The sequence below is a fragment of the Geodermatophilus sp. CPCC 205761 genome (assembly GCF_051383655.1).
In the GTDB taxonomy this organism is placed as follows: Bacteria; Actinomycetota; Actinomycetes; order Mycobacteriales; family Geodermatophilaceae; genus Geodermatophilus.
The window spans coordinates 1-12,041 of record NZ_JALPKQ010000080.1 but is presented as its reverse complement, the minus strand read 5'-3'; the positions used below and the strand labels follow the sequence as shown (position 1 = coordinate 12,041).

The following is a 12,041-nucleotide window of genomic DNA, read 5'->3' as shown; positions in this document are numbered from 1 at the left end:
TCGGCCAGCTGCACCGGCACCCGATCGGCCGGCCACTGGTCGGGCAGCGCGAGCTCGGCGACCGTCAGGCCGACCCCGAACCCACTCCCGCTGAACACGACTCCCACCTAAGCCGGGGGTACGACCCTTTCTGGGCCTCTCACCAGCACGGACACACGAACTCCGGAGAGAAGATCAGGGGCCGGTCGGGTGCTCGGAGCGGTCCGGCCGGCACCCGGGCGGCCCGGACGGGCCCGGCTCCCTGCCGGACTTTCCGCGCCGAAAGTCCGAGAACGGGGCGGAGCTCCAGCGCCGGGGGTTCCGCAGGCGGACGCAAAGGCCGCGCACGGGTGGGACCAGGGACCTTGGACTCTGCCCGCACCGGTCGCATTGGCCTCTAGCCTGGGCCGTCCGGCCCTCGCGGCCGGTCACCGAGAGCATGGTGGCGACGGGGAGGACGGCTGTGAGCGGAAACGGGGTGAGCCCGGCGATCCGGGTGTTCCTCCTCGACGATCACGAGGTCGTCCGGCGCGGGGTGGCCGACGTGCTGGAGAGCGACCCTGGCATCACCGTCATCGGCGAGGCCAAGAACGCCGCCGAGGCGCTGGCCCGCGTCCCGGCCCTGCGCCCGGACGTCGCCGTCCTCGACGTGCGGCTGCCCGACGGGGATGGCGTCTCCGTGTGCCGCGAGCTGCGGTCGAAGATGCCCGAGCTCAAGGTGATCATGCTGACCAGCTACAGCGACGACGAGGCGCTGTTCGAGGCGATCATGGCCGGGGCCTCGGGGTACCTGCTCAAGCAGATCCTGGGCCAGGACCTGGTCAGCGGCGTCCGCGCGGTGGCCGCCGGCGGCTCGCTGCTCGACCCGACGGCGACCACCGCGGTGCTGACGCGCCTGCGGCGGGCGGCGGAGCCCGCCGGGCCGCTGGCCAAGCTCAGCGACCAGGAGCGCACCGTGCTCCAGCTGATCGGCGAGGGCCTGACCAACCGGCAGATCGGCGAACGGATGTTCCTCGCCGAGAAGACCGTGAAGAACTACGTCTCGCACCTGCTCGCCAAGCTGGGCCTGGAGCGGCGCACGCAGGCGGCGGTCCTGGCCACCGAACTGCGCGGCTCGCAGCCGGTCACCCGCCAGGGCTGACCCCCGCCGCGGCGCAGCGGCGTCACCGCGCTCAGCGCAGCGGCGCCCACCAGCGCAGCCGCGTCCCGCCGTCCGGCAGGGCCGCGACGACGCAGTCCCCGCCGCGCCGCTGCGCGCGGTCCTCCAGGTTGCGCAGGCCGCTGCGGGCTGCCCGGACGTCGATGCCGCGGCCGTCGTCCACGACCTCCAGCACGACCTCGTCGGCCACGTCGACGGTGACCGTGACGTGCCGCGCCCCGGAGTGCCGGGCGGCGTTGCTCACCCCCTCGCGGGCGACCGCCTCGAGGTCGGCCGCGAGATCCCCGGTGACCAGGCTGTCCACCGCTCCGGACATCCGGACGGTCGGGTGCAGCCGCCCGCCGGCGGTCTCGGTGACGATGTCGAGCACCCGACGACGCACGCTGGTCGACTGGTCCAGGTCCTCGGTCGTGTGCAGGTCGAAGATCGTCGTCCGGATGTCGCGGACGGTCTCGTCGAGCTCCAGCACGACCTTGCGGATCCGGGCGCGGGTCTCCGGGTCGGGCAGCCGGGGGAGCACGGACTGCAGGCTGAGACCGGCGGCGAACACCCGCTGGATGACGTGGTCGTGGAGGTCCTGGGCGATCCGGTCGCGGTCCTCGTACACGGCCAGCTGCCGGGCCACCCGCTGCTGGACGGCCATGTCGAGGGCAGCGGCGATCTGCAGCGCGAACGCGCTCATCAGCGGGGCCAGCGCCGGCGGGAACGGCGGTCGCCCGGCCCGGCGGGCGGCGACCAGGACGGCGTCCTCGCTGTGGCTGCCGCGCAGCCGGACACCGGTGCACGAGCCCCAGGCGACTTCGGCGTTGGGCCCCTGGTAGGCCAGCCCCGTCGTGTCCATGACGACCACCGACTCGGCGCGGGCCACCGCGTCGAGGACGGTGTTCTCCCGGGGGGAGAGCCGGGTGCCGGTGACGTCGTCCATCCCCTCGCCGCTCTGCGCGCGGATGACGTAGCAGTCGTCCGCCGAGTCCGGACCCACGAGCAGCCAGGTGCCGTCGGCGTCGATCAGCTCCGCCACCCGGGTCGTGACCAGCGGGAAGACCTCGTCGAGCGACGAGGCGCTGAGCAGGCAGGCGCGGACGTCGGACAGCGCCGCGGTCCACCGTCGCTGCGCCTCGGCCTCCTCGTAGAGCCGGGCGTTGTCGATGGCGATGCCCACCGCGCCAGCCAGCGCAGTGAGCACGACCTCGTCCTCGGCGGTGAACTCGCCCTGCCGCTTCTCGGTGAGGTACAGGTTGCCGAAGACCTCGCCCCGCACGAGCACCGGCACCCCGACGAACGAGCGCATCTCCGGGTGGTGCGGCGGGAAGCCGACCGACGACGGGTGCCGGCCGAGGTCGGGGATGCGCAGCGGGCGCGGCTCGGTGATCAGCTGGCCGAGCACGCCCTTCCCCTCCGGGAGGGAGTCCATCCGCGCGGCCAGCTCGTCGTCGATCCCGACGTGGATGAACGCGGCCAGCCCGCCGCCGGAGGCCAGCACCCCGAGCGCCCCGTACCGGGCGTCGACCAGGTCGACCGCGGCCTCGACGATCCGGCGCAGGGTGTTCTCGAGGTCCAGCCCGGTGGAGACGCTGAGGAAGGAGTCGAGGAGGTGCTGCACCCGGGTCTGGCTGCGGGCCACCTCCGCCACCTCCGCCAGCTCCTCGTCGAGCGGCTCGGTCAGGCGCATGCCGACGAACGGGGACGCCCGGACGGGCTGTCCCTGCTCCGAGCGTGGCTCAGACGGCATGGTCGGTCCCGCTTCCTCTGGAGTTACGAGACTGCCACGGCCGGTGAGCCAGGGGAAGGCAGATGTGACGCTCAGCGGGTGTGTTCGGCGAGGCGGGGCAGTGCGTCGCCGACCGGTGGCCGGACGGCCACGCTCCGCCGGGGTCGGGCTCGCCAGCCGGTGACCATGCCGATGCCGACGCTGATGTAGCAGCGGTCGGGCCAGCTGAGCAGGAACGGCCACGGCAGGGCGTCGAGGTCGGCGATCTCGGCGGGGTCGGTGACCGAGCGGGACGGGCCGACGACGGTCACCGTCCAGCCCGTGCAGGTCGCCTCGTCCAGCGCGTCGACCTGGAAGGCGACCACCGCCGCGCGGGTGCCGGGCACCAGCTGGCTGCACGACCGTGACGGGATGACCACCTGGTCCCGGTGCACGCAGAAGGGCACCGGCTGGATCGCCGGCAGGGCGTCGCGCGTGTAGCCGAGACGCCCGATGCGGACGGTCCGCAGCAGCGACCGGCAGTCGGGATCGTCGAGGTCCTCGATCACGTGGTCCTCGGCGGGGGTCGGCACGTCGGCCTCCAGTTCGTGCGGTGCACGGAGAAGAGCGGAGGTGGACGCCGCCGCTGTTTCGACGGGCCCGTGCTGACTCTCGGCGCACTGGGCGCCGGGGCGCAGGGACCTTCGTCCCGACCCGGACGGCCGGTCGTCCCGGGTGAGCCGGCCGGGACCGCGTCCGGGCGCCGGGGACTGCTCGAACGGACCCCGCGGGTGGATCCTGTCTCCCTCGCGGGAACGCGGCCGGAGACGCGGGCGGGAGGTGGCCGGCATGGACCCGACCGGAGCCGCCGCGGAGGGCCGCCGCGTCGTCGCGGGGGTGGACGGCTCCCCGGGCGCGCGCGCCGCGCTGGCCTGGGCGCTGACCGCCGCCGCGCGCACCGGGGCCCGCGTGGAGGTGCTCAGCGCCCTCCCGGTGGACCTCTCCTGGGCCGATCCGCAGCTGGGCACCCCCGGTCGGGTGGAGGCGCTGCGCACCGACACCGGCGACCGGGCGCGGGCGCTGGTCGACGAGCTGCGACCGCAGGTGGCCGGTGCGGCCGACGTGCCGGTGCGGATCGACGTGGTCACCGGATCGGCCGCCGCGCACCTGGTGCGGGAGTCGGAGGGCGCCGAGCTGCTCGTGGTCGGCAGCCGTGGCCGCGGCGCGGTCGCGAGCACGCTGCTGGGGTCGGTCGCGCTGCACTGCGCCGCGCACGCCAGCTGCCCGGTGGTCGTCGTCCACCCGGTGCCGGCACCGCCGCAGCCGCGCGTCGTGGTCGGCCTCGACGACAGCCCGGTCGCGCACCGCGCCCTGGCCCGCGCCGTCGAGGAGGCCGCGGCTCTGGGGGCGCGGGTCGAGGCGGTGGCGGCGTACCGGGCGCCGGACTACTGGAGCGACCTGTACGCGATCACCGCGCCGCCGGTGGGGCAGACCCGCGAGCAGGCGCTGGAACGGGCCCGCTGGATCGTGGCCGGCGTCCTCGACCCCCCGCCGCAGAGGCCCCAGGTGACCGTCGACGTCGAGGAGGGCGCCCCCGCCGACGTGCTGGTGCGGCGCGCCGACGGCGCCGCGCTGCTGGTGGTGGGCAGCCGCAGCCGCAGCCGGCTGGAGGGGATGGTGCTCGGCTCGGTCGCGCTGCACACCGTCGTCCACGCGCGCTGCCCGGTCATGGTCGTGCACCCGGAGGCGACCGCGCCGGCCACCGGTCCGGCCTGAGCGCGCCGTGCGCGCCTGGGTGGTGGCCCGGCCGGGCCCGGTCGACGAGGGCGAGGGACCGCTGGATCCGGTCGAGCGGGAGCCGCCGGTGCCGGGACCGGGCCAGGTGCTCGTCGACGTGGTCTGCTGCGGTGTCTGCCGGACCGACCTGCACGTGGCCGAGGGTGACCTGCCGCCGCACCGGCCGGCCGTCGTGCCGGGGCACGAGGTGGTCGGCCGGGTGGCCGCGCTCGGCGCGGGCGCCGGCCGGTTCGCCGTCGGGGAGCGGATCGGGGTGGCCTGGCTGGGCGGCACCGACGGCAGCTGCCGGTTCTGCCGCCGCGGCGACGAGAACCTCTGCCTCGCCCCCGTGTTCACCGGCTGGGACGTCGACGGCGGCTACGCCGACGCCTGCCTGGTCGACGAGCGGTTCGCCCACCGGCTGCCCGACGGCGTCGACGACGAGCACGCCGCGCCGCTGCTCTGCGCCGGGATCATCGGCTACCGGGCGCTGCGGCTGGCCGAGGTGCCGCCTGGTGGCCGGCTGGGCATCTACGGCTTCGGCGGCAGTGCCCACCTCACCGCGCAGGTGGCGCTCGCCCAGGGGCTGCGCGTGCACGTGCTGACCCGGGGCGAGGGGAACCGGGCGCTGGCGCGCCAGCTGGGCGCCGACTCGGTGGGCGACGCCGCCGACGCGCCCCCGGAGCCCCTGGACGGCGCGGTCCTCTTCGCCCCGGCCGGCGAGCTGGTGCCGGCCGCGCTGCGGGCGCTGGACCGCGGCGGCACCCTCGCCGTGGCCGGCATCTGGCTCTCCGACGTCCCGCGGCTGGTCTACGCCGACGAGCTGTTCGGCGAGCGCCGGCTGCGCAGCGTCACCGCCAACACCCGACGGGACGCCGAGGAGTTCCTGGCCCTCGCGGCGCGGCTCGGCGTCCGGGCCACCACCGTCGGCTACTCCCTCGACGAGGCCCCGCGGGCGCTGGCCGACCTCGCCCACGGCCGCTTCAGCGGCGCCGCCGTCCTGCGCACCGGCACCCCGAGCAGCAGGTTCAGCACCCCGGCGACCGCCGCGCCGATGGCCGCGCCACCCACCACGTCCAGCGGCGCGTGGGCGCCGAGGTAGACGCGGGACACGCAGACCAGCGCGGCGACGACGACGAGCAGCGCCAGCCACCGCCGCCGCAGGTAGGGCGCGAGCAGGACGACGACCCCCGCCGCGACCACCGCGTGCCCGGAGGGGTAGGCCACGCCGGCCGACGGCACCTCGCGCAACACGGCGTCCGGGATGATCGAGCCCGGCCGCTGCCGCTGCACCAGTCCCTTGACCACCTCGCCGTGCACCAGGAGCTTGAGCGGCACGAGCAGCACCAGCCCGAGGGCCAGCCGCCAGCGCCGCAGCGCCAGGGCCGGGAGCGCGACGATCAGCGGCAGCCCGATGACCCCGAGCAGCTGCACCGCCCAGAGCGGCCCCTCCCAGGCGCCCGGCCGGCCGTTGACGAACGTGAACACCGCCCGCTCCGCCGGCCCGACCTCCCCGGAGGCGACCGCCCACGAGCACAGCGCCGCGACACCCGCCCCGACCAGCGCCGTCGCGCCGTCGGCCACCCGGCGCCGGTACCGGCTCACCGCGCCGCTCCCACCGGCTCGGCCACGTGGGCCCGCCCGACGCCGCGCCGCCAGAGCAGCCACGTGACCGCGCCGACCGGGATCGGGAGGAACCAGGTCAGGAAGCGGAACAGCAGCACCGCGCCGGCCGCGGCCGTCGCCTCGACCCCGACGGCGGTGAGGCCGGCGACGTAGCTCAGCTCGGCGACGCCGAGCGCCCCCGGCGTGATCGGCACGATCGTCACCAGCCGGGTGATCGAGAACGCCGCGAGGACGACGATCCACGACGCGTCGGCGCCCTCGCCCCCGATGCCGCGCAGGCAGACGAGCAGCACGAGGAACAGCGCGGCGTGGCTGGCGACCGCCGCGGCGCTCAGCTGCGGCCAGCGCGCCCGGATGAGGTCGCGGGAGTCGGTGCGGAAGCGTTCCGTGCGCTCCACCCACCCCGACGGCGCCGGGCGGCGGACCACCCGCAGCACCCGGCCGGCCAGCCGCTCCGCCCCCGCGGCCACGGCCGCCGCGGCCGGGCCGTGGGTGACCACGACGACCAGCACGCCGGCACCGGCGAGCAGCACCCCGCTGCCGAGCAGGGCGGCCAGCCCGAAGCCGACGTCGACGTCCCCGACCAGTGCCAGCCCGGCCAGCGCCAGGGCGGGCATCGCCAGCTTGACCAGGTTGTTCCACACGCCGGTCAGCGCCACCGCCCGCGCGATCCCGCCCGCCGGGAAGCCGAACGAGTGGTACATCGCCGCGTTGGTGCCGACGCCGAAGGCGAACCCGACCGGCACCGTGTTGGAGATCGCCGTCGAGGCCTGGTCGGACATGACGGCACGGCCCAGGGTCAGCCCGGGCAGCGCCGCCATCCAGAGCGGGGCGTAGGAGAACAGGTTGACCAGCGCCACGACGGCGATCAGCGCGACCTCCCCGCCGGTGAGCCGCCGGACGAGGTCCCACGCCGAGGCGTAGTCGGCGATCCGCGGCAGCACGCCGGCGAAGATCGCCACGATCACGGCCAAGGTCAGGGTCGCCCGCGCCGCGCGGCCGGTGAGCGCCCGCCGGAGGGCGGTGCGCGGACGCCGCTCCGCCCGGGTCGTGGTCACACGCCGAAGCGGTGCTCGAGGCGGGCGGTCAGCAGCCAGCCGAGCACCGCCGGGATCCAGGACACGAGGACGCGGAAGACCAGCGCCGCCGCGCAGGCGCTGGCCAGCGGGGCGCCGAGCGCGGTGAGCGCCAGCAGCAGGGTGACCTCCGCGCAGCCGGGAGCCCCGGTCACCGGCAGCACCGACCACAGCAGGTGCAGCGCCGCGTACACGCTCGCGGTGGCCAGCAACGGCACCGAGCCGCCGGCCGCGTGCATCGCCGCGGCCAGGACCGCCCCCTCGAGCACCACCCCGACCGTCGACCAGCCGAACTGCGCCCCCCACCGCCACGGCACCTCGGCGGGCACCCGGGTGATCGTGGCCAGCAGCGACGGCAGCCGCCGCCGGCCGCCCGGCGCGGTGTCGTGCCGGCGGGCCAGCCACTGACCGGTCAGCACCAGCGCCCACGCGGCCAGGCCGAGCGCGACGGCCGGCACGAGCGCCTCCGGGGCCTGCCAGTCGCCCAGCCGGTCCTCCACGACCGCCATCACGAGCATCCCGGAGGCCACCAGGATCGCCGCGACGACGCCGCTGACCACGAACCGGTCGGTCGAGCGGCGCGCGTCCGCCGGCAGGACGCCGGCGCGCTCGAGGAACCGGGCCGCCGACCGGCGCCACCCCTCGCTGCCGTGCAGCAGCGAGGCCGACTCCGCGACCAGCGAGGCGGCGTAGGTCCGCCCGAGCGCGATCCGCCGCTCCACGGTGAACAGGGCCGCCGCGGCGTTCGCGGCGCGGGCCAGGACGGCGAGGGCGAGGGCTGCCCCCAGCCAGCGCCAGCCGCCGTCCTCCACGACGTCGAAGAACTCGGTCGCCCCGGCCAGCAGCGGCACCCCGACGAGGACCAGCGCCGACCCCGCGGCCACGGCCAGCCGGGCGGCGAGCCCGGGCGGGCCGAACTCGGGCCGGTCGGGGTCGGGCAGGCCCAGCCGGCCGCGCAGCGCCCCCCGCAGCGCGTCGAGGCGGGCATGGTCGGTGCGCACCGCCGCGCGGGTCGCCGAGGTCAGGCTCATCGGCGTCAGCCCGGGCAGGGCCTCGGCGACGGCGTCCGGCCCGAGCGTGTCGATCGCGCAGTCGACGACCAGCCCGGGGTCGGTGCGCAGCGCGAGGGAGGCGAGCAACTCGGCGACGTCCCCGGACAGCGCGTCGTCGGAGGCACCGGTCAGGGCGTTGCCGAAGTCGACCACCCACGGCCGGCCGTCGCCGTCCACCAGCACGCTGGAGGCGACGAGGTCGTGGTGGGCGACCCGGGCCGCCCGGAGCAGCGCGACCTGCCGCCAGACCGCCGTGAGCAGCTCGCGGGTCAGCTCCTCGGCCGGCAGGTCGTCCAGGCCCCGCGCGGTCAGGTACTCCTGGACGACGATCGCGCCGCGGTCCTTGCCGCGGGCGAGCAGGACGCGGGGCACGTGCACCCCGCGCTCGCGGGCGATCATCGCCGCGACCGCCTCGTGCTCGGCCTGCTGACCCAGCGGGGCCACGGCGTCGGCGTCCTTCACGTCCCGGACGGCCAGCAGCCGCCACAGCCGGTACAGCCAGTCGCGCTCCCGGCGGTCGGGCTCCAGCCACTTCACGTACAGCCGGCGGCCCTGCTCATCGACGGCCTCGAAGGGGATCGAGCTCCGCGCCTGGACGGCGGCCGGCCGCACGTCGCGCACCGGCAGCCCGTAGTGCTCCAGCCAGCGGGCGACGCGGTCGGGCGGCACCTCCAGGCGCGGGACGCCGAACGCCCAGTGCACCAGCGAGCCGATCGCCCAGCCGACGGCCAGGCCGCCGACGATGTCCAGCGGCAGGTGCGCCCCGACGTAGATGCGGGCCAGGGCCACCGTCCACGCCAGCGCCCAGGCGGTGCGGCGGGCCCGCCGCGACAGGTACGGGACGACGGCGGTGGCCAGCGCCGCGGCGACCGCCGAGTGCCCGGAGATGAAGCCGAGGCCCCCGACCGGACCCTCGGGGAAGTTGGCGTCGAGGGCGAACCCGCCCGGCCGCTCGCGCTGCACGACCTGCTTCACCTCGTCGGCGGCGAGGTAGGCCAGGACGCCGGAGACGAGCATGTCCCGCGCCATCCGCAGCCGGCCGGTCAGGGCGGCGACCGCGGCGACCACCGGGACCGCGAGCACGTTGCCCAGCTGCATGACCACCCAGACGACCGGGAAGACCTCCGCCGGCAGGTCGTTGACGATCTGGAAGACGTTCTGCTCGAAGACCGGCAGACGGCCGCGCTGGGCGATCAGGAAGCCCAGCCCCAGCACGGCGAGGCCGAGGGCCACGCGCACGAGGTCCACGGGGTGCCGCTGCACCGGCGGGCGCGCACCGCGCGGCGGGCGGACACCCGGCACGGCGGGAGACACCACGCGCGAGGTCACACCGCCAGAGTGCACCCGTCGGGGCTCCCGGTCAGCAGCCGTGTGCAGGGCGACAGCAGGTCAGGGGACCCGACGGGTCCAGGTCGGCTCCACCGCGGCCCACTCCCGGGCCCACTCCCGGTCCCGGTGCCGGCCGAGCAGCCAGCACAGCGCGACGTGCAGCAGGCCGGCGGTCGCGAGGAGACCGGTCCAGCCCACCACGGTGAGGACGACCACGCTCTGCGCCGCCTCGCGGCCGGTCAGCGGGGGATCGACCGGCCGGCCGTCGGCGGTCACCCAGATGTCGACGACCTGCCCCGCGCGCGTGCCCGCGGGCGCGGGTACCTCGTCGTCCAGGACCTGCCCGTCGGGCGCCGTCCACCACGCCGGCACCAGGGAGCGGCCGCCGAGGGCGGCGTCGGGGCGGGTGGCTGCGTCGGCGGTCGCCACCGCCTGGACCTGGGTGCGCTGCTCCGCCTCCTGGGCCGCCGTCGCCGCCAGGTCGGCGTGCAGGACGGTGCCGGCGGTGAGCGCCAGGGGCACCGAGAGCAGCGCGACGAGGAGCAGCAGCACGCGGGCGGCGCACTCGAGCCGGTCGCAGCCGCGCTTGAGCGGTCCGTGGCCCAGCGTGAACCGCCGGATGCCCCGGTGCGGGGTTCTCGGCGCGTCGGCCACGTTCGCTCCTCTCCCCGGTCCGGCACCTCCGCCCAGCCTGACCGGGTCCCGGTTCCGTGGGCAGGGCCGCAGGTCCCGGACCGCGGTCGAGCGAGCCGCCCGGGCGCCCGCGGGCAGGGGGGCGAAGGTCCCGCCGGGCGGTGCCGTAGGGCTGCGTCACCGGGTGGACGGCGGCGGGAGGGTCGCCGGCATGACCGATCAGCAGACCCCGTATCCGGTGCGGGTCGACGCGGTCGTCGACGCGCCGCTGTCCCGCTGGCTGTGGTTGGTGAAGTGGCTGCTGCTCCTGCCGCACCTCGTCGTCCTGGCGTTCCTGTGGATCGGCTTCGTCGTCGCCACGGTCATCGCGTGGTTCGCCATCCTGATCACCGGCCGGTACCCCCGGGCGCTGTTCGACTACGACGTGGGCGTCCTGCGGTGGAGCTGGCGGGTGCACTACTACGGCTACGGCGCCCTCGGCACCGACCGCTATCCGCCGTTCACCCTCGCCGACGTGCCGGACTACCCGGCGCACCTCGAGGTCCCGTACCCCGAGCGGCTCTCCCGCGGGCTGGTGCTGGTCAAGTCCTGGCTCCTGGCGCTGCCGCACTGGCTGGTGGTGGCCCTCTTCGTCGGCGGCGGCATCTGGATCGGCGCCTCGGCGGCGGACGACGGGGCCTGGGACAGCGGCTGGGGCCTCGGCGGGCTGGTCGGGATCCTCGTGCTGGTCGCCGGCGTCGTGCTGCTGTTCACCGGGCGCTATCCGCAGTCCGTCTACGACTTCGTCCTCGGCATGGACCGCTGGGTGCTGCGGGTCGCCGCCTACGTCGCGCTGATGACCGACCGGTACCCGCCGTTCCGCTTCGACATGGGCGGCACGGACCCGGGCACGCAGCCCGCCGTCCCCACGGGCCCGGTGCCGGCCGGGGGACCGGCGGCCCTCCCCGCGACGTCGGCGCCCGCGCCGGCGCAGCGCTGGGGTGCCGGCCGGGTGACCGCCGTCGTGGCCGGCGCCATCCTCCTGCTGCTCTCCACCGGCCTGCTGGCCGGCGGCATCGGCCTGGCCTGGGCGGACACCACCCAGCGCGAGGACGGCTACCTGTCGACGCCGACCGACGACCTCGCCACCTCCGGGTACGCCCTGGTCACCGGCTCGATCGACCTCGACGTCGGCGGTGACGAGTGGGTCATCGACGAGGTGCTCGGCGAGGCCCGCCTCGACGTCACCCCGGCCGACCCGTCGGTCGAGCTGTTCCTCGGGGTGGCCCGCACCGCCGACGCCGACGGCTACCTGGACGGCGTGGGGTACCGCGCGGTCGACGACCTCGGCGCCGACGGCGGCCTCGACGAGGGCCGCGACATCCCGGGCGGCGCACCGGCCGGCGCCCCCGGCGACCAGGACATCTGGGTCGCCCAGGCACAGGGCTCCGGCACGCAGACCCTCGACTGGACGCCGGCCGACGGCGACTGGACCGTCGTGGTCATGCGGGCCGACGGCTCGGCCGGGGTGGACGTCGACGCGCGCGCCGGCGTCACCGCGCCCTTCCTGCCGTGGCTGTGGGGCGGCCTGCTCGTCACCGGCGGCGTGCTGTTCGTGGTCGGGGCGCTGCTCGTCGGGCTGGCGGCGCACCGCGCGGCGTCGTCCGCCCCGCCCGGACCGGTGCCGGCCTGGCCGGCTCCGCAGCCCGGTCCGACGGCCGGCCCGCCCGCCGCGCCGCCCT

Annotated in this window: 9 protein-coding genes and 1 pseudogene; 4 read left to right on the top strand and 6 right to left on the bottom strand. The window is 76.5% G+C overall.

What is annotated here, in order from left to right; all coding sequences use genetic code 11:
• Nucleotides 1-457 precede the first annotated feature (457 nt).
• Complete coding sequence (locus MY526_RS26155; protein ID WP_436695809.1) at nucleotides 458-1,120, top strand: response regulator; 663 nt, start codon at nucleotides 458-460, stop codon at nucleotides 1,118-1,120.
• Between the two features lie 31 nt (nucleotides 1,121-1,151).
• On the opposite strand, the gene MY526_RS26150 is transcribed toward MY526_RS26155, so the two are convergent.
• Both MY526_RS26150 and MY526_RS26145 read right to left on the bottom strand, forming a co-directional pair.
• The gene (locus tag MY526_RS26150; protein WP_436705404.1) at nucleotides 1,152-2,870 is read right to left on the bottom strand and encodes a GAF domain-containing sensor histidine kinase; all 1,719 of its coding nucleotides are present in this window, start codon (nucleotides 2,868-2,870) and stop codon (nucleotides 1,152-1,154) included.
• Between the two features lie 71 nt (nucleotides 2,871-2,941).
• Nucleotides 2,942-3,421, bottom strand: coding sequence for a pyridoxamine 5'-phosphate oxidase family protein (locus MY526_RS26145; RefSeq protein WP_436695807.1), 480 nt, complete (start codon nucleotides 3,419-3,421; stop codon nucleotides 2,942-2,944).
• A gap of 256 nt (nucleotides 3,422-3,677) precedes the next feature.
• Here MY526_RS26145 and MY526_RS26140 point away from each other — a divergent pair, with 256 nt between their 5' ends.
• Both MY526_RS26140 and MY526_RS26135 read left to right on the top strand, forming a co-directional pair.
• Nucleotides 3,678-4,604 carry a universal stress protein gene (locus tag MY526_RS26140; protein WP_436695806.1) on the top strand — a complete coding sequence of 309 codons (927 nt, stop codon included), beginning with the start codon at nucleotides 3,678-3,680 and terminating at the stop codon, nucleotides 4,602-4,604.
• A 7-nt stretch (nucleotides 4,605-4,611) separates the two neighbouring features.
• Nucleotides 4,612-5,547 (top strand): annotated as a pseudogene (locus tag MY526_RS26135) (zinc-dependent alcohol dehydrogenase family protein); the annotation flags it as partial.
• Here the strand turns inward: MY526_RS26135 and MY526_RS26130 are convergent.
• From MY526_RS26130 to MY526_RS26115, 4 genes are all read right to left on the bottom strand, one after another.
• Nucleotides 5,535-6,038: a phosphatase PAP2 family protein gene (locus tag MY526_RS26130; protein WP_436705405.1), complete on the bottom strand. Its 504-nt coding sequence runs from the start codon at nucleotides 6,036-6,038 to the stop codon at nucleotides 5,535-5,537. The pseudogene MY526_RS26135 and the gene MY526_RS26130 sit on opposite strands and share 13 nt — an antisense overlap.
• Before the next feature lie 167 nt (nucleotides 6,039-6,205).
• A complete protein-coding gene (locus MY526_RS26125) occupies nucleotides 6,206-7,288 on the bottom strand; it encodes a lysylphosphatidylglycerol synthase transmembrane domain-containing protein (RefSeq protein ID WP_436705403.1) in 1,083 nt (360 codons plus the stop codon).
• Nucleotides 7,285-9,606: a phosphatase PAP2 family protein gene (locus tag MY526_RS26120; protein ID WP_436705402.1), complete on the bottom strand. Its 2,322-nt coding sequence runs from the start codon at nucleotides 9,604-9,606 to the stop codon at nucleotides 7,285-7,287. The genes MY526_RS26125 and MY526_RS26120 overlap by 4 nt, the downstream gene beginning before the upstream one ends.
• A 141-nt stretch (nucleotides 9,607-9,747) precedes the next feature.
• Nucleotides 9,748-10,341, bottom strand: a complete 594-nt coding sequence (locus MY526_RS26115) for an Rv1733c family protein (RefSeq protein WP_436695803.1) — start codon at nucleotides 10,339-10,341, stop codon at nucleotides 9,748-9,750.
• Nucleotides 10,342-10,531: 190 nt separating this feature from the next.
• Here MY526_RS26115 and MY526_RS26110 point away from each other — a divergent pair.
• The coding region (locus tag MY526_RS26110) for a DUF4389 domain-containing protein (protein ID WP_436705401.1) at nucleotides 10,532-12,041 on the top strand (1,510 nt) is incomplete at its 3' end.